The sequence below is a fragment of the Citrobacter sp. wls826 genome (assembly GCF_005281245.1).
Lineage (GTDB): Bacteria > Pseudomonadota > Gammaproteobacteria > Enterobacterales > Enterobacteriaceae > Citrobacter > Citrobacter braakii.
On sequence record NZ_SZWS01000027.1, the window covers coordinates 173,795 to 191,904 of the forward strand.

Sequence of the window (18,110 nt, forward strand, 5' to 3'; positions counted from 1 at the left end):
ACTCGCGACGTCAAACCCCGCAGGAAGTAACGCAGAAACTGATCGCCGCATTCGCGATAGTTCTTATGATCCGGCGCGCGCATCATGGCGGTAATTTCAGGCATCGACACACGAAACTTCTGCTCGGTCATAATGGCAAGAATATCATCGGTTTTCAGCGAAAAGGCGATACGCAGCTTTTTCAGCACCGTGTTGTTGTTAACACGACGCTCAAGCGCCAGTTCCGGCGCAGACTCGTCTTTACCACGCAGATGATAAATCAGACCGTTTAAAAATCCGGAGAGAATGATATCCGGGCAGCGAATAAACCCGGCTTCATCTTCTTTTGTCATCCAGGTATCAAAACCTGCGGAGGTGGATTCCATGTCAGCAAGCGCAAGAATACGCACCATGTCGTTATTGTTCGCTTTCAGGGTGTAGCGCAGGCTACGAAGAATATCGTTACTTAGCATAGAGCCTTCAACTGTCGGTGATGCAATGGCGCGCAGTGTATCAGTTTTACAGTCCAATCGCCTCTTTTAGGCTTTTAAGATAACGGCGACTTACCGGAACTGTCAGCCCGTTGCGTAAAATCAGTTCGGCCTGACCGTTTTCTTCCAGACGGATCTCCCGCAATTGCGCCATATTCACCAGATATTGCCGATGGCAGCGCAGCAAAGGTGTACGGCTTTCCAGCGTTCTGAGCGTCAGTTCGGTGAAACCTTCTTTACCATCGCTGCTGGTCACATACACGCCGCTCATGCGGCTGCTGATAAACGCCACGTCATCCATTTGCAGCAGATAGATTCGGCTGTGGCCGCTGCACGGAATAAACTTCAGCGCCTGCTGATTCTCCGGCAGTAGCGATACATCCTGCTTCGTGCGCTCCTGACGCAAACGGCTCAGCGTTTTTTCCAGTCGCGCCTCTTCAATCGGTTTGAGAAGATAATCAAACGCGTGTTCTTCAAAAGCTTTCACCGCATATTCATCAAAGGCAGTAAGGAAAACAATATACGGACGATGCTCAGGATCAAGCATGCCAACCATTTCCAGACCGCTGATACGCGGCATCTGAATATCAAGGAACAGGACATCCGGACGCAGTTTATGTACCGCGCCGATGGCTTCCACCGCATTCGAACATTCGCCGACGATCTCGATGTCGCTTTGCGCCTGCAACAGGATCCGCAGATTCTCCCGCGCTAACGGTTCGTCATCGACAATCAGCACTTTGATCATGCCAGTTCCTCCAGAGGAAGTCGTAAAGTGATTCGGGTAAAGCGGTCAGGTTCACACGCTACGCTGATGCCAAAATCGTCGCCAAACCGCTCGCGCAGTCGTTTATCAACCAGATTCATACCCAATCCGCTGGCCTCAGACGTTGGCTGATACAACCCGGCGTTATCTTCAATATCCAGCATCAGATACTGCCCTTCGCGGCGGGCGGTAATCGACACTTCGCCGGTATCCAGTAGCTGAGAGGTACCGTGCTTAATGGCATTCTCCACAATAGGTTGTAGGGTAAAGGCAGGTAATTGCTGATACGAAAGCGCATCTGGCACCGTTAAAGTCACCTGCAGGCGCGACTGAAATCGCGCCTTTTCAATTTGCAGATAGGCATTAACGTGCTCAATTTCATCAGCCAGCGTCACAATCTCCGACGGACGTTTTAAGTTTTTGCGAAAGAACGTCGACAGATACTGCACCAGTTGGCTGGCCTGCTCGCTATCACGTCGGATCACGGCTTTGATGGTGTTGAGCGCATTAAACAAAAAATGGGGGTTCACCTGTGCATGCAGGAGTTTGATTTCCGACTGCGTAAGCATCGCTTTTTGCCGCTCATACTGCCCGGCCAGAATCTGCGCAGAAAGCAGTTGAGCGATCCCTTCCCCCAGCGTGCGGTTGATCGAGCTAAAGAGGCGGTTTTTGGCTTCATACAGTTTGATGGTCCCCATCACCCGCTGGTTTTCCCCCCGCAAAGGGATCACCAGCGTCGAGCCTAATTTGCATTGCGGGTGCAAAGAACAGCGGTAAGGGACTTCATTCCCATCGGCATACACCACCTCTCCGGTTTCTATCGCCCGTTGGGTGTACGACGACGAAATAGGTTTTCCGGGTAGATGGTGATCGTCACCAATGCCGGTAAATGCCAGCAGCTTCTCGCGGTCGGTAATTGCCACAGCACCGATATCCAGCTCTTCATACAGCACCTGAGCGACCTTCATGCTGTTAACCTCGTTAAACCCCTGGCGCAAAATACCCTCCGTTGAGGCGGCAACTTTGAGCGCAGTGGCGGAAAAAGCAGAGGTATATTTTTCAAACATCGCCCGTTTATCGAGCAAAATACGCATAAATAAGGCTGCACCCACGGTATTCGTCACCATCATCGGCGCGGCGATATTACTGACCAGCCGAAACGCATCGTCAAACGGCCGGGCGATTAACAAGATGATCAGCATCTGCACCAGTTCGGCGACAAAAGTAATGGCACCCGCGGTCAGTGGGCTAAAGACTTTATCGGTACGGCCACGACGGGTGAGCACGCTGTGCACCAGCCCGCCGAGCAAACCTTCGACAATGGTCGAAATCATGCAACTGAGCGCAGTCATTCCGCCCATTGAATAGCGATGTAAGCCACCGGTTAGACCGACCAAACCGCCGACCACCGGGCCGCCAAGCAGCCCACCCATCACCGCGCCGATAGCACGGGTATTAGCAATAGAATCATCAATGTGCAGCCCGAAATAGGTGCCCAAAATGCAGAAAATGGAAAAGGTAACGTAGCAAAGCAGCTTGTGCGGGAGCCGGATCGTGACCTGCATCAGCGGGATAAACAAACGCGTTTTGCTCATGAGCCACGCGATAACGAGAAACACACACATCTGCTGAAGCAGCAGCAACACCAGATTAAACTCGTACATACCTGCCAACCACACATCACTTAAAAGCGCGTAACATACATGGGCTGCGCGTAACTTTCTTTGAAGTGTTGCAAAAAAAAAGGAATTTGTGAGAACGATCACTCGAAAGCGCGAGCATGACTACAAATTCACCCATTTGTTGATCAAAAAACAGACAAAACTACCTGGTTCGCAAAAGAGCGTCTAAAGTAAAACTGGGACCTCGCGAGCATAAGTGAGACGACGATGGCGCTTTACACAATAGGTGAAGTGGCTTTGCTTTGTGATATCAACCCTGTCACTTTACGCGCGTGGCAGAGGCGTTACGGATTACTGAAACCGCAGCGAACAGACGGCGGGCATCGCCTGTTTAACGACGCGGATATCGACCGGATCCGTGAGATAAAACGCTGGATAAATAACGGCGTTCAGGTCAGTAAGGTAAAAATGTTGCTCAGTAACGAGAACATTGATGTGCATAACGGCTGGCGCGAACAGCAAGAGACGCTGTTGAGCTATTTGCAAAGTAATAATCTGCATAGCCTCAGGATGTGGATCAAAGAGCGCGGTCAGGATTATCCCGCACAAACGCTCAACACCCATTTGTTCATTCCGTTACGCCGCCGCCTGCAATGTCAGCAGCCGATCCTGCAGGCGTTACTGGGGATCCTCGACGGTGTCCTCATCAACTACATCGCGATTTGTCTGGCCTCGGCGCGCAAGAAACAGGGTAAAGATGCCCTGGTTGTCGGCTGGAACATTCATGATACCACCCGCTTATGGCTGGAGGGTTGGGTTGCCAGCCAGCAGGGATGGCGCGTTGACGTCCTCGCCCACTCGCTAAACCAATTGCGACCGGAATTGTTTGAAGGCCGAACCTTACTGGTCTGGTGCGGTGAAAGCCAAACGCCCGCTCAGCAGCAACAACTGAACGAATGGCGCGCGTTAGGTCACGATATTTATCCGCTCGGTATTTAAAGCCAACCAGGATCGGCTCTTAATATTCTGTTAACAAACGTGTACAATCCTTAGATTCACATAAGGAGTGCATAATGAGCGCAGCTAAAATCGGTGTCATCACCCTCTTCCTGCTGATGGCCATCGGCGGTATCGGCGGCGTCATGCTGGCAGGCTACACATTCATTTTACGTGCCGGGTAAGGTGGCTCGCTAATCGCTCAAACCCGCGGTCAACGATCACCGCAGCCAGCGCGACCAGCAGCGCCCCCTGAATCACATAGGCGGTATTGAACCCGCTCAGCCCGATGATAATCGGCGTGCCCAATGTGTTGGCCCCGACGGTTGAGGCTATCGTAGCGGTGCCGATATTAATAATCACCGACGTGCGAATTCCCGCCAGAATAACCGGTGCCGCCAGCGGCAACTCCACTTTCCGCAGCCGCTGGCCCTGACTCATGCCCATTCCGCTGGCGATATCCATCACGCTGGGAGAAATTCCGCCGAGTCCTGCCAGAGTTGCCTGCAAGATTGGTAACACGCCATACAAAATCAGCGCGATAATCGCGGGTTCAAGCCCAAACCCCATCACCGGTACGGCGATCGCCAGCACGGCGACCGGAGGAAATGTCTGCCCCACGGCGGCAATCGTTTCCACCATCGGCCTGAATTCCGCGCCCCAGGGCCGGGTTACCGCTATTCCCGCTCCGGTGCCAATGATGACGGCAATAAGGCTTGAAATCCCCACCAACGCAAAATGGCTCAACGCCAGCGCCGTAAAACTTTCCTGCTGATACACGGGACGCGGCAGCGCCGGAAATAGCGAGCTAAACAGGACCTGACTGTGGGGCAACCCCACCAACAGGATCAGAAACAGCGCAACAAGCCATAGCAATGGATCAGCAAGACGTTTCACGGGTCGGCGTCTCCGAAAGCAAATCGCGAAAATGAAGCGTCCCGCAGGGTAACCCCTGCGGCGTCACGACCGGCAAGACGTCGCAGCCACGCGCCACGAACACCGACAATGCATCACGTAGCGTCATCTCATCCACCAGCGGCTCGCCGTCTGAGTGTTCACCGCGACGGATAAAATCCCCTACCGTACGCAGCGACAACAGCCTTACGCCCAGTTCACTGCGGCCAAAAAAAGTTTGCACGAAATCATTCGCTGGCGCAGTGAGCATCGACAGCGGCGTGCCTTGCTTCACAACTTTTCCCGCATCCATCAAAATCAGATGCTCCGCCAGTCTCAACGCCTCGTCGATATCATGCGTCACCAGCACAATGGTACGTCCCAATAAACGATGGATACGCGTCATCTCCTGCTGCAGCGCGCCGCGGGTGACCGGGTCCAGCGCGCCAAAAGGCTCATCCATCAGTAGCACCTGCGGATCTGCGGCCAACGCACGCGCAACTCCAACCCGCTGCTGTTGTCCACCGGAAAGCTGATGCGGATAACGGTGGCGCAAACTCGCCTCAAGGCCCAGCAGCGCCATTAGTTCATCTGTTCGGTCATCAATACGTGAACGTGACCACTTTTGCAGCTGCGGTACGGTGGCAATATTCTGCGCGACGGTCCAGTGGGGAAACAAACCAATAGACTGAATCGCGTACCCCATGCGCCGTCGTAACTCCAGCACCGGCAGGCTGCGGATCTCCTCCCCGGCGAAACGGATCTGCCCGCTGTCATGTTCAACCAGCCGGTTGATCATCTTTAGCGTGGTAGACTTGCCCGAACCTGACGTGCCAATTAATACCGAAAAGCTGCCCTCTCCTAACTGCAGGTTCAGGTCGTCGACGGCTTTTTGCTGGCCATAGGTTTTACTGACATGGCGAAATTCAATCATTATTCGATACCTTTAGCAGCGCGATCCCTAAATCAAACAGCGCATCAATCAACACAGCCAGCACAACGACCGGGATCACACCCAACAGCACTAAATCAACGGCGCTACTGAGCAATCCCTGAAAGACCAGCGCGCCAAATCCCCCTGCACCAATCAGCGCGGCTATCACCGCCATCCCCACCGTCTGGACCATCACCACTCGCAAACTGCGCAAGAAGACCGGCAGCGCCAGTGGAAACTGCACCGAGATAAACCGCTGACGCGCGCTCATCCCCATCGCCTGGGAGCTTTCAAGTACATCGCGTGGAACCTGATTCAACCCAGCCACTACGCCGCGAACCAGCGGTAAGAGCGCATACAGCACCAACGCAATAAGCGCAGGCGTCAGACCGGTTCCCGCTACGCCAAGCGAACCCAGCAAGGGAAAGTGCTTCACCAGTCCAGCAAGCGGCGCAATTAACAGGCCAAACAGCGCGACGGAGGGAATAGTCTGGATGATGTTCAGTACCGCGAATACTGGCCCCTGACGGGAGACAGAAAAAGTACACCAGACACCCAGCGGCACGCCAATGAGCAGCGCGGGCACCACGGTAGCGAACAGAATCGTCAGATGCTGCGCCAGCGCGTCGTTAAAGACATCCTGGCGATTGGCATATTCTTTAAGCAGAGAAAGATCGTTAAACGTACCGGAGAGCAGTAACACCAGCGGCAAAATGAATATTTGTGCGTGCAATAACCAACGCCACGACGCCCGTTCGGTGATGCGACGAATGGCGTCACTGGCTGCCAGCAGCATCAATCCCAGCCCTAACCAGAACCCGCTGCCCAGGCTGGTTCTGGCCAGCGGGCTACCCGTCTGAGCCAGATACGTTGCCGTTGTGCCGGCGATGACCAGTGCCGCAATCACCAACAGTTGGCTAATGATAAGCGTCAATATATTGCCGGATTTTCCCGGTACAAAGCACAGAAGAAACAGCAGCACACAGGCCGCCGCTAATCCCCACGCCATGTCGGGTTGGATATCCCAGAGTTGACGCCCTTCACCGGAAACCAGGCGATTGGGAGCATAGCTAATGAAAGGAAGCGCTGCCGCCGCGATGGTAAGAAACACCAGCAGCAACAGCACCCGATTTACTGAAATATTCGACAAAACACCCACCTGCTGCAAACTCCGTTACTTCACCCATCCTTTTTGCTTCAGGTAGTCTGCTGCGACTTTTTTCGCATCCAGCCCCTCCACGGCGATACTGGCATTCAGCCGTTGCAGCGTTTTTTCATCCAGGCTGGCAAATACCGGTTGTAGCCATTCTGCCATTTGCGGGTAGTCCTGCAGCACCGATTCACGCACAACGGGCGCTGGCGCATAAATGGGCTGTACGCCTTGCGGATCGCTTAATGTTTGCAGACCGAGCGCCGCAACCGGACCATCGGTACCGTAGGCCATCGCTGCATTGACCCCTGAGGTCTGCTGCGCCGCCGCTTTAATCGTCACCGCGGTATCCCCCCCCGCCAGCGACAACAGCTGATTCTGATTCAGTTTGAAACCATAGGTTTTTTCAAAGGCAGGCAGCGCGTCAGCCCGTTCGATAAATTCCGCAGAGGCGGCAAGTTTGAACGTCCCCCCGTCTTTCAGGTAACGGCCTAAATCGGCAAGGGACTCAAGCTTATTCTTTTGCGCGACATCCTGGCGAACCGCAATGGTCCAGGTGTTGTTGGCGGGCGCAGGCGTTAGCCAGATCAGCTTATTTTGCTCTGCGTCCAGCTTTTTCACTTTGTCATAACCGGCCTGCGCATTTTTCCATGCAGGATCATTCTCATCTTTAAAAAAGAATGCGCCATTGCCGGTATATTCCGGATAAATATCCAGTTCACCAGAGGTGATTGCCCCACGCACCACCGGAGTGGTACCCAGCTGTACTTTATTAACGGTTTTCACGCCGTGACTTTCGAGCACCTGCAAAATAATGTTGCCGAGCAGCGCCCCTTCGGTATCTATTTTTGAACCGACCGTGACGGGTGACGCGGCCTGTAAGGGCAAGCTGATCGCGGCAAATAACGCCAGCGAACCCACCCAAACTTTTGAAATTATCATGCTGCACTCCTCATTCTTTTACGGCCCTTTTCAGAGACTTGAGGAAAAAGCATAGTCGAAAAATCAAGCCTTAACCTGGCAATTGGGTAGTAACACTGCGAGTTACTCGCGCTAAGGCGATAATACAATAAAAAAAATCCGGCAAACCCAAAGTGAGTTTACCGGATGGTACGATTTCGCAGGCCTGATAAGCGTCACGTTACCAGGCATGATATCAATTACTACAGCAGTTCAAATTCGCCCTGCTTCACTCTGGCAGAATCCACGCCGATAAAGACGTTGAACTTGCCCGGTTCGGCATCGTATTGCATACGCTGGTTCCAGAATTTCAGCGCTTCAACATCAATTGGGAAGCTAACAGTTTGGGTTTCACCCGGCTTAAGATTCACCTTCTCAAAACCTTTCAGCTGTTTTACCGGACGACTCATTGAAGCGGTAACATCCTGCAAATACATCTGAATCACCGTCGCACCTTCGCGTTTGCCGGTGTTGGTCACCTGCACGCTGGCCGTCACGGTCCCGTCACGCTTCATCGTCGGAGAAGAGAGTTTCACATCAGAAACCGTGAATGTGGTGTAGCTCAGGCCATAGCCAAAGGGATACAACGGACCGTTCGCTTCGTCAAAGTAGCGCGACGTGTACTTATTCGGCTTATCGGCATTATACGGGCGACCGGTATTAAGATGGCTGTAATAGACCGGGATCTGTCCGACAGAGCGCGGGAAAGACATCGGCAACTTACCTGACGGGTTGTAATCGCCAAACAGCACATCGGCGATGGCGTTACCGCCTTCCGTCCCGGCAAACCAGGTTTCGAGGATCGCATCGGCCTGTTGATCTTCCTTAACCAGCGCCAGCGGACGACCGTTCATCAGTACCAGAACCAGCGGTTTACCCGTGGCTTTCAGCGCGGTAATCAGGTCACGCTGACTCTGCGGAATGGTGATATCGGTGCGGCTGGAGGCTTCATGCGCCATTCCCTGCGCTTCACCAACTACCGCGACGACTACGTCAGACTGCTTCGCGGCGTTAACGGCTTCATCAATCATCGCCTGCGGCGAACGCGGGTCAACCTTCACCGCCTCTTCATACTGGTTGAGGAAGTCGACAATGCCTTTGTCGTTGGTGATGTTCGCCCCTTTGGCGTATACCACTTTGCCCTGCTCGCCGATGGCATTTTTAATCCCCGTCAGCACCGTTACCGACTGATCGGCAACCCCGGCAGCAGACCAACTCCCCATCACATCACGCTTGCTGTCGGCCAGCGGACCGACAACCGCTACGGTGGCGGATTTTTTCAGCGGCAATGTTTCCAGACGGTTTTTCAGCAGCACCAGGCTTTCACGCGCCACTTCACGCGCCTCTTTGCGGTGCAAACGGCTTTCCGCGTTGGTGTCCTGCGGGTCAGATTCTTTGGCCCCCAGATGGCTGTACGGATCGTTAAACAGCCCCATATCATATTTCACGTTCAGCACATGACGCGCAGCGTCGTCCAGCTCCGCCATCGTCACCTTACCTGACTTAATCAACCCCGGCAGGTATTTGCTGTAATACTCATCGCTCATGCTCATGTTGATGCCGGACTTGATCGCCACACGCACCGCATCTTCAGGATCGGCGGCAGTGCCGTGCTTAATCAGTTCCTTAATCGCGCCATGATCGGAAACGGTAATGCCCTTAAAGCCCCACTCATCGCGCAGGACGTCTTTTAACAGCCATGCATCCGAAGTCGCCGGCGTACCGTTCAGCGAATTAAGCCCCACCATCACCGCACCGCTACCGGCGTCCAGTCCGGCTTTGTACGGTGGCATATAGTCGTTGAACAAACGCTGCGGGCTCATATCGACGGTGTTGTATTCCTTGCCGCCTTCAACCGCGCCATAGGCGGCATAGTGCTTGACGCTGGTCATCACCGAATAGCGATCGGCCGGGCTTTTACCCTGCATCGCTTCCACCATGGTTTTGCCCATCGTGGCGGTCAAATACGTATCTTCGCCAAACCCTTCCGAGGCGCGGCCCCAGCGCGGATCGCGCGAGACATCGACCATCGGCGCCCAGGTCATATTCAGACCATCATCGGCGGCTTCATACGCAGACACTCGACCAACGGTTCTGACCGCATCAAGATTAAAGGAGGATGCCAGACCGAGGCTTATCGGGAATACGGTACGCTGACCGTGCAATACGTCGTAGGCAAAAAAGAGAGGGATTTTCAGGCGGCTGAGATCCATCACCTGATCCTGCATTTTGCGGATATCCTGGCGCGTGACGGTGTTAAAAATTGCCCCAACCTGCCCGTCTTTGATCATCTCGCGGATGGCTTCTTTCGGGTTATCAGGCCCGACGCTTATCAAACGCAGTTGCCCAATCTTCTCATCTACGGTCATCTGCTTGAGTAAATCGGTAACGAAGGCATCCCGCGCCTCTGGCGTCAGTGGATGGTTACCAAACAGAGTGTCCGCCAACGCTGGTTGCAATGCCAGACTCACCGCGACACCTACAGAACATAGCCATTTCATGTTGATTCTCTCTTTATTTTTTCCCGACGAGGCAGCGAAAATATAACAAAAACCGCAGTTTGCCGTAAGACTAAACGGGAGCGATAAAGAAAGCTAAGGTTATTCTCCTAATTTTCGAAACCAGCGCGAATCAGTAAAAGACGAACCAGAGACAATATGAATGAGAAAGCGTATTGTCATACAAAGCGCTATGCTTGTTCCTGATATTGAGTCCCACCACAAGGAGTGGAGAATGTCTTCCATTACAACAGATAATAAAGCTTTCCTGAATGAACTGACCCGTCTGGTGGGTCATTCACACCTGCTGACAGAACCTGCTAAAACCGCCCGCTATCGCAAGGGATTCCGCTCCGGCCAGGGCGATGCGCTTGCCGTCGTGTTCCCCGGGTCGCTTTTAGAACTGTGGCGCGTTTTGAGCGCCTGCGTCGCCGCGGATAAAATTATCCTGATGCAGGCCGCTAACACCGGCCTGACCGAAGGGTCTACGCCGAGCGGTAATGATTACGACCGCGAGATTGTCATTATCAGCACCCTGCGTCTTGATAAGCTGCACGTCATCGGCAAAGGTGAACAGGTGCTGGCCTATCCAGGAACCACGCTCTATTCGCTGGAAAAAGCGCTCAAACCGTTTGGCCGTGAGCCGCATTCGGTAATCGGATCTTCCTGTATCGGCGCTTCGGTTATCGGTGGCATTTGCAACAACTCCGGCGGCTCGCTGGTACAGCGCGGCCCGGCATACACGGAGATGTCGCTGTTTGCGCGTATTGATGAACAGGGAAAATTACAGCTGGTTAACCATCTGGGTATTGAGCTGGGCCAGACCCCGGAGCAGATCCTGAGCAAACTGGATGACGAGCGTATTAGAGATGACGATGTTCGCCACGACGGGCGTCACGCGCACGATCACGACTACGTTACCCGTGTCAGAGATATCGACGCGGACACGCCCGCACGCTATAACGCCGACCCGGATCGCTTGTTTGAATCGTCCGGTTGTGCAGGCAAGCTCGCGGTCTTTGCCGTGCGTCTGGACACCTTCGAAGCCGAAAAAAACCAGCAGGTCTTTTACATCGGCACCAACCAGCCAGAGGTGCTGACGGAGATCCGCCGTCATATTCTGGCAAAATTCGAGCATCTGCCGGTCGCCGGTGAATATATGCACCGCGATATTTACGACATCGCTGAGCAATACGGCAAAGATACGTTTCTGATGATCGACAAGCTCGGCACCGACAAAATGCCGTTCTTCTTCACCCTGAAAGGCCGCACCGATGCGATGCTGGAAAAAGTGAAAATTTTCCGTCCTCACTTCACCGACCGGGCAATGCAGAAATTTGGTCATTTGTTCCCCAGCCACTTACCGGCGCGCATGAAAAGCTGGCGCGATAAGTACGAGCATCACCTGCTGTTAAAAATGGCCGGTGGCGGCGTGGCTGAAGCCCAAAACTGGCTAAGCGAGTATTTCAAAACCGCTGAAGGCGACTTCTTTGCCTGTACGGCGGAAGAAGGCAGCAAGGCGTTCTTGCATCGCTTTGCGGCGGCTGGCGCGGCTATTCGTTATCAGGCCGTGCATGCGGATGAGGTGGAAGATATTCTGGCGCTGGATATCGCGCTGCGCCGTAACGACACCGAATGGTACGAGCATCTGCCTCCAGAGATCGACAGTCAACTGGTGCACAAACTCTATTACGGTCACTTTATGTGTTACGTTTTCCATCAGGATTACATCGTGAAAAAAGGCGTGGATGCGCATGCGCTCAAAGAGCAGATGCTGGAACTCCTGCGCGAGCGTGGGGCGCAGTATCCGGCAGAGCATAACGTCGGGCATCTGTATCAGGCGCCGGAAACCTTGACCCGTTTTTACCGTGAGAATGACCCCACCAACAGTATGAATCCGGGTATTGGGAAAACGAGTAAGCAGAAGTTCTGGAAAGAATCGTAAACCTGAAAAAGATAAGCGCTACCGGGCATGTTGCCGGGGCGCTTCGCTTGCCCGGCCTACTGCTACATTCGCTATGCGTAGGCCGGATAAGACATCTTATTTAATCGTTCTGCGCGGTTTGCTCGCCCTTCGCCGAACCAGCCGCTGCCATCTGCGCAGCTTTTTGCTTTTTATAGCTCAGCGCCGCCGCCGGAACCGGCATCACCTTGCCCGTTTCAATCCAGGTACGTAAACGGCTGGCATCGGCAAAGTGAGTATATTTGCCAAAGGCATCCATCACCACCAGCGCCACCGGCTTGTTGTTAATCACCGTGCGCATCACCAGACAGTGACCTGCCGCATTGGTAAACCCGGTTTTCGTTAACTGAATATTCCAGTTATCGCGGTATACCAGATGGTTGGTGTTACGAAACGGCAGCGTATACGCAGGGTTGGCAAACGTCGCCATATCTTCACGCGTGGTACTTAACTGGCCGATCAGCGGATACTGTTTGCTGGCGATCAGCAGCTTGGTTAAGTCACGGGCGGTCGAGACGTTATGAATCGACAAGCCAGTGGGTTCCACAAAGCGTGTCTGAGTCATGCCGAGCGCTTTCGCTTTGGCATTCATGGCTTTGATAAACGCGTTGTATCCGCCCGGGTAATGATGCGCCAGGCTCGCCGCCGCGCGGTTTTCTGATGACATCAGCGCCAGCAGTAACATGTCTTTACGGCTGATTTCACTGTTCAGTCGTACGCGAGAGTAAATGCCTTTCATCTCCGGCGTCTGGCTAATATCGACTTTCAGCTTTTCATTCAGCGGCAGTCGTGCATCAAGCACCACCATCGCCGTCATTAATTTGGTAATCGACGCAATCGGACGCACAAGGTCCGGGTGGTTCGAATAGATAACTTTGTTGGTATTCAGATCAACGATCATCGCGCTACCGGACGCTATCTCAGGTTGAGAAGCCGCTGCGGTAGTTGCCGTTTTCGCCACGGCTTGGGGTGCAAAAGGAACGGCCAGCACCAGGGCAAGGCTTAATAATGAAACTCGGAATTTCAGCATGATGAGATTTCTGATAATGGTTCACGCACGTCACAACGCACACCGCCAGAGATTAAGTATTATCTCAAGCTAGCTCAGGCATCATAACGATCCGGCAGGTTTGCTGCCACAGGAGAATCGTCTCGAAATGCTGCGTTGCTGACTTTTACGTCAACAACGCAGCGTAGACAGGTTTATCCGTCAGAATAACCGATAGCCGTAACCCCACAGGATTACCGTAATAGCCAGCAGTACCTCCAGTACCAGCACACCGATCGCCAGCGTCGAACTGGAAAAACTCAACCCTTCCTCACGAGTGATATTCAGGAACGTTGGAATGCCGAGATAAAGTAAATAGCCGGTGTAAAACAGCGCGAGAGTCCCGACTAATGCGCACAGCCAGACCAGCGGATAAAGTGCGACCAGCCCGCTTAAAAAAAGCGGCGTCGCGACATATCCGGCAAAGACCATACAATGCGCCAGCGACGGACGCTGCGGGTAGTTACGCGCCATCCACCAGATAACCCGGCCCATGACGGCAACGCCCGCCAGCATCACCCCGTAAAACAGAATCGCCATTGCAAATCCAGTCAACAGGGATAATTTCAGGATATTGCCATCGCCAAAATCCCAGCCGATTTGTGTGGTACCGATGAACGCACAAACAACCGGGATTGCCGCCATCAGCAGTACATGGTGGGTATAGTGATGCGAAACGCTTTCGTTTTCGCTGTTGATCACATGCATTTCACGATCGGGATGGGAAAACAGCCCCCAGACATGGTTCATACCGCCCCCTTCTTGTCAGCTCCGGACCTCAACAGTTCAAGTATAATTCAGCTTTGGATTAATTTTTGTACAACAACAAAAATGACGAACCGCTAATTCAGCGCTTTTAAACCCCACGATGATTCACAGGGTGTATGCTTAACGTCGGAGGTCATCCAGACATATGGATATAAACAGTCTTATTGCACATTACGGTTACGCCGCATTGGTCATTGGCAGTTTGGCCGAAGGTGAAACCATTACCCTGCTGGGCGGCGTGGCGGCACATCAGGGATTACTTAAATTTCCTCTGGTGGTTATCTCTGTGGCCCTGGGCGGGATGATTGGCGATCAATTGCTGTATCTGCTTGGGCGTCGTTACGGTGGAAAAATTTTGCGTCGTTTCTCAAAACATCGCGACAAAATCCGCCGGGCGCAGAAAATGATCCAGCGCCGTCCTTATCTGTTCGTAATTGGCACCCGTTTTATGTATGGTTTTCGCGTGATCGGCCCGTTGCTGATTGGCGCAAGCCATTTACCGCCTAAAATTTTCCTGCCGTTGAATATTCTGGGGGCGCTGGCGTGGGCGCTGATATTTACCACTCTGGGTTACGTGGGGGGAGAAGTCATTGCGCCGTGGCTACACAATCTCGACCAGCATATTAAGCACTGGATATGGCTGGCTCTGGTGATTGTGCTGGTGCCTGGCGTTCGGTGGTGGTTAAAAAAACGCAGCAGCAAAAGTACGGCCCGATAGCGCGATGTCTACCGGGCGGGTGCGTTACGAAGCGTGGTAGCCGCCCCCCAGCGCGCGGTTCAACTGGATTGAGGCATCCAGCCATTGCCCTTGTAAAAGCAGAGCGTTGCACTGTTCACGTAATGCCGGGATCTTTGCCTCACTGACCCGGGAGCCCGCAATAATTCCGGCATTGAAGCGCGCCTGCGCCAGACCCACTACGCGCAGTGCATCATGCTCAATCTGCTGCTGATGCCGATTCTTCTGCGCCAGTGTTTCTACCTGCGATGCTGCACGCGCCACGTCATTCACCGCATCCACCACGGCTTTGTTGTAATTCGCCACCGTCAGGTTGCTTTGCGCTTGAGTAATGTCGAGATTCGCGTTCAGCCTGCCGCTATCAAAGATAGGCAGCGTCAGCCCGGCCGTTACGCCCATTTGCTGCGCGGAATGGCGAAACAAGTCGCTCAGATGTAACGCATCCTGTTGTAAAAATGCCATCAGATTTACATCGGGATAAAACGCCGCTTTCGCCGCATCAATGCTGCTCAGCGATGACTCAATGTACCAGTGCGCCGCCTGCAAATCCGGTCGGCGGGCCAGCAGCGAATAACCTAGCTGGGACGGGAGCTGGCTTTCCACCGCGGGCAGCGGGGTCGAATGGAGTTTCAGGGCTGTGGACTGCGAGTTGGTCAGCGCGCTCAACCGCGCTTCAATCACCTTCATTTTACCGCTGACATCGTTCAGCTGCTGCTCTGTTTTGCTGGAATCGATATCGGTTTCAACGCCTTCCACCGAAGAAGTAAGACCATTTTGATACAGTTGACGATCAACGTTAATGACGTTCTGCTGCTCGGTTTCGATTTGCGTCAACACGGTTTTCAGCCCGGCCTGCGTTTGCCATTCCCAGTATAGACGAGCCACACCGCTCGCCAGCACCTGTCGCGTTTGCTCGCGCTCGGCTTCACGCGCCTTAACGGCCCCAATACGTGCCGTCACTTCGGCCCGATTTTTACCCCACAGATCCAGATTCCAGCCAGCAGTTAAACCCAAGGTGCCGTTGGTGTACCACGGCCCGGTCGTCCCGGCGGCCGGATCGGTAATGGCAAACGGACCCATCAGCCCTTCGGCTGACATTCTCTGACGCTCCACATCTGCTGAGAAATCGATCTCCGGGCCATCCTGCGCCTCCACAGCCTTAGCTTGCGCCTCCGCCAGTTGAATGCGCTGTTCCGCGACCTGCATATCAGGGGAGTTTCGTAACGTGCTGTCAATCAGCGCATTAAGCTGGGGGTCATGGTATGCCTTCCACCATTGGCTGTCCGGCCAGCCATTTTTTAACGCCGCAGGCAATGTGGTATCGACATTCGCAGCGGGGGTCTGCTGTGACAGAGACTGGCGGTCATCATGCATCGGCGCGCAACCTGACATCAAAATAAAAAGCGGCAACAATGCCGTCGTGACAAAAGCAGAATTACGATTCATGGAGAGACACAGGTAAGAAAAGATGTGCTGAGATTACGACTTGTCGCGTTTCCTTTTTTAGTTACGCGTGGCAATACACCTTTGGCAATAAAAATATATAATCGGAAAAATATACACCCAACAAATAATTTAGATTAATTAATTTTAATAATTTATGGATGGAGACATTATGTCACAGAATATCTATGACGATCCCGAGTTCTTTGCCGGATATGCCACACTGGACCGTTCAGTAAAAGGGCTCGACGGTGCGCCAGAATGGCCGACAATACAAGCGATGCTCCCCGCTCTGCAGGGAAAAAATATCCTCGATTTGGGTTGCGGATATGGCTGGTTTTGCCGCTACGCGCGCGATAACCAGGCGGCCAGCGTAGTGGGACTGGATATTTCACAAAAGATGTTAACCCAGGCGCACAGCATGACGCAGGGTAATGGCATCGTTTATCGCCGTGAAGATCTCGAGACGCTTTCCCTGTCGCCAAATTCCTTTGACCTGGTTTATAGCTCACTTGCCCTGCACTATTTGCGCGATATCGCGCGATTATTCGTAACGATTTACCAGTCGTTAACACCGGGAGGCATGTTGGTATTCTCTGCCGAGCATCCCATTTATACTGCACCGCTTAACCAGGGTTGGATAAAAGATAAAACCGGGCAACAGTCCTGGCCGGTCAATCATTATCAGCAGGAAGGCACACGCATCAGTAACTGGTTCGCGGAGGGCGTCAAAAAACAGCACCGTAAGCTGGCGACCTGGATTAATGCGCTGATAGCCGCCGGATTCGAAATCGTTTGTGTCGATGAATGGGGACCGTCCGCTGAACAGATTGCTGAAAACCCGGCACTGGATGAAGAAAAAGAGCGGCCAATGGTGTTTCTGCTCAGCGCACGTAAACCGGAGTAAGGTCATTACAGGAAGATTTTCAGAGGCTTTCCTATACTTAACCTGAACTCACCAAAAAAGGAACGCTGATGAAAATCTTACTGTGGATTATTTTAGTTATTTTTCTGATTGGGTTATTGGTGGTAACTGGCGTGTTTAAGATGATTTTTTGAAAAAAAAGGCCACTCCGGTGGCCGATTAATATGTTAATGCAATTTAGCGATATCAATGGCCTGAATCGCGCGCGCGATATCCGGTGAATTGTTTAATGCGCGAATTTCCTGAAACAGCGCGGTTGCCTCTGAGTATTCTTTACGCAAATACCCTAACCATTGTTTAATCCGCGCCACGTGATACAGCCCGGTATCACCCTGCTTTTCAAGACGAGTATATTTTTGCAACAGCATCACGACATCAGGCCACGGCATACGTGGCTCGTTGTATTTCACCACATGGCTCAGGTTCGGAATATTTAATGCCCCACGGCCAATCATCACCGCATCGCATCCGCTGATAGCCATACAGTCCTGGGCGCTTTGCCAGTCCCAGATTTCGCCATTCGCGATAACCGGAATGGTAAGCCGCTGGCGGATCTCACCGATCGCCTGCCAGTTGATATGCTCGGCCTTATAGCCCTGTTCCTTGGTTCGGCCATGCACCGCCAGCTCGCTGGCGCCCGCCTGCTGAACGGCATCAGCAATTTCAAACTGCCTGTCGCTGTTGTCCCAGCCCAGACGCACTTTCACCGTCACGGGGAGATGATCCGGAACTGCCTCGCGCATGGCTTTTGCGCCCCGGTAGATGAGTTCAGGATCTTTTAATAACGTTGCGCCACCGCCGCTGCCGTTGACCAGCTTCGACGGGCAGCCACAGTTCAGATCGACACCAAACGAGCCCAGTTCTACCGCGCGCGCCGCGTTCTCCGCCAGCCACTGCGGATACTGCCCCAGCAACTGTATGCGCACCCGCGTGCCGG

17 protein-coding genes are annotated in these 18,110 nt (G+C 53.3%); 5 read left to right on the forward strand and 12 right to left on the reverse strand.

Features of this window, described 5'->3' with window-relative positions:
• The 3 genes from FDW87_RS06700 to FDW87_RS06710 all read right to left on the reverse strand — a co-directional run.
• Nucleotides 1-452, reverse strand: a 452-nt coding sequence (locus tag FDW87_RS06700) for a DUF1456 family protein (RefSeq protein WP_137379567.1), incomplete at its 3' end; no start/stop codon positions are given.
• Between the two features lie 46 nt (nucleotides 453-498).
• Nucleotides 499-1,218, reverse strand: a complete 720-nt coding sequence (gene btsR, locus FDW87_RS06705) for a two-component system response regulator BtsR (RefSeq protein WP_016153690.1) — start codon at nucleotides 1,216-1,218, stop codon at nucleotides 499-501.
• Nucleotides 1,215-2,900 carry a sensor histidine kinase gene (locus FDW87_RS06710; protein ID WP_016153691.1) on the reverse strand — a complete coding sequence of 562 codons (1,686 nt, stop codon included), beginning with the start codon at nucleotides 2,898-2,900 and terminating at the stop codon, nucleotides 1,215-1,217. Before FDW87_RS06710 ends, btsR begins: the two co-directional genes overlap by 4 nt.
• A gap of 225 nt (nucleotides 2,901-3,125) precedes the next feature.
• Between FDW87_RS06710 and mlrA the strand changes: the two genes are divergently transcribed.
• Nucleotides 3,126-3,857, forward strand: a complete 732-nt coding sequence (gene mlrA / locus FDW87_RS06715; protein WP_016153692.1) for an HTH-type transcriptional regulator MlrA — start codon at nucleotides 3,126-3,128, stop codon at nucleotides 3,855-3,857.
• A 74-nt stretch (nucleotides 3,858-3,931) separates the two neighbouring features.
• On the forward strand, nucleotides 3,932-4,039 hold the full coding sequence (locus tag FDW87_RS06720; RefSeq protein ID WP_003027354.1) for a protein YohO: 108 nt from the start codon (nucleotides 3,932-3,934) through the stop codon (nucleotides 4,037-4,039).
• On the opposite strand, the gene FDW87_RS06725 is transcribed toward FDW87_RS06720, so the two are convergent.
• The 5 genes from FDW87_RS06725 to bglX all read right to left on the reverse strand — a co-directional run bounded on the left by FDW87_RS06725 (nucleotide 4,020) and on the right by bglX (nucleotide 10,293).
• A complete protein-coding gene (locus FDW87_RS06725) occupies nucleotides 4,020-4,751 on the reverse strand; it encodes an ABC transporter permease (RefSeq protein ID WP_049269039.1) in 732 nt (243 codons plus the stop codon). The genes FDW87_RS06720 and FDW87_RS06725 overlap by 20 nt on opposite strands.
• The gene (locus FDW87_RS06730) at nucleotides 4,735-5,682 is read right to left on the reverse strand and encodes an ABC transporter ATP-binding protein (protein ID WP_016153694.1); all 948 of its coding nucleotides are present in this window, start codon (nucleotides 5,680-5,682) and stop codon (nucleotides 4,735-4,737) included. Before FDW87_RS06730 ends, FDW87_RS06725 begins: the two co-directional genes overlap by 17 nt.
• A complete protein-coding gene (locus tag FDW87_RS06735) occupies nucleotides 5,675-6,841 on the reverse strand; it encodes an ABC transporter permease (RefSeq protein WP_287117138.1) in 1,167 nt (388 codons plus the stop codon). The genes FDW87_RS06730 and FDW87_RS06735 overlap by 8 nt, the downstream gene beginning before the upstream one ends.
• Before the next feature lie 15 nt (nucleotides 6,842-6,856).
• Complete coding sequence (locus FDW87_RS06740; RefSeq protein WP_137379557.1) at nucleotides 6,857-7,774, reverse strand: ABC transporter substrate-binding protein; 918 nt, start codon at nucleotides 7,772-7,774, stop codon at nucleotides 6,857-6,859.
• Nucleotides 7,775-7,995: 221 nt separating this feature from the next.
• Nucleotides 7,996-10,293 carry a beta-glucosidase BglX gene (bglX, locus tag FDW87_RS06745; protein ID WP_016153697.1) on the reverse strand — a complete coding sequence of 766 codons (2,298 nt, stop codon included), beginning with the start codon at nucleotides 10,291-10,293 and terminating at the stop codon, nucleotides 7,996-7,998.
• Nucleotides 10,294-10,525: 232 nt separating this feature from the next.
• On the opposite strand from bglX, the gene dld reads away from it, so the two are divergent.
• Nucleotides 10,526-12,235, forward strand: coding sequence for a D-lactate dehydrogenase (gene dld / locus FDW87_RS06750; RefSeq protein ID WP_016153698.1), 1,710 nt, complete (start codon nucleotides 10,526-10,528; stop codon nucleotides 12,233-12,235).
• Between the two features lie 100 nt (nucleotides 12,236-12,335).
• Here dld and pbpG read toward each other — a convergent pair whose 3' ends face one another.
• On the reverse strand, nucleotides 12,336-13,283 hold the full coding sequence (gene pbpG, locus FDW87_RS06755; RefSeq protein WP_016153699.1) for a D-alanyl-D-alanine endopeptidase: 948 nt from the start codon (nucleotides 13,281-13,283) through the stop codon (nucleotides 12,336-12,338).
• Nucleotides 13,284-13,463: 180 nt separating this feature from the next.
• Nucleotides 13,464-14,051 (reverse strand): Yip1 family protein, encoded by a 588-nt coding sequence (locus FDW87_RS06760; RefSeq protein WP_016153700.1) that lies wholly within the window; start codon nucleotides 14,049-14,051, stop codon nucleotides 13,464-13,466.
• A 163-nt stretch (nucleotides 14,052-14,214) separates the two neighbouring features.
• Here FDW87_RS06760 and FDW87_RS06765 point away from each other — a divergent pair, with 163 nt between their 5' ends.
• Nucleotides 14,215-14,787 carry a DedA family protein gene (locus FDW87_RS06765; RefSeq protein WP_016153701.1) on the forward strand — a complete coding sequence of 191 codons (573 nt, stop codon included), beginning with the start codon at nucleotides 14,215-14,217 and terminating at the stop codon, nucleotides 14,785-14,787.
• A gap of 24 nt (nucleotides 14,788-14,811) precedes the next feature.
• On the opposite strand, the gene mdtQ is transcribed toward FDW87_RS06765, so the two are convergent.
• The gene (gene mdtQ, locus FDW87_RS06770) at nucleotides 14,812-16,251 is read right to left on the reverse strand and encodes a multidrug resistance outer membrane protein MdtQ (protein ID WP_131379639.1); all 1,440 of its coding nucleotides are present in this window, start codon (nucleotides 16,249-16,251) and stop codon (nucleotides 14,812-14,814) included.
• Nucleotides 16,252-16,420: 169 nt separating this feature from the next.
• On the opposite strand from mdtQ, the gene FDW87_RS06775 reads away from it, so the two are divergent.
• Nucleotides 16,421-17,155: a bifunctional 2-polyprenyl-6-hydroxyphenol methylase/3-demethylubiquinol 3-O-methyltransferase UbiG gene (locus FDW87_RS06775; RefSeq protein ID WP_016153703.1), complete on the forward strand. Its 735-nt coding sequence runs from the start codon at nucleotides 16,421-16,423 to the stop codon at nucleotides 17,153-17,155.
• Nucleotides 17,156-17,340: 185 nt separating this feature from the next.
• On the opposite strand, the gene dusC is transcribed toward FDW87_RS06775, so the two are convergent.
• Nucleotides 17,341-18,110, reverse strand: a 770-nt coding sequence (gene dusC, locus FDW87_RS06780; protein WP_252363055.1) for a tRNA dihydrouridine(16) synthase DusC, incomplete at its 5' end; no start/stop codon positions are given.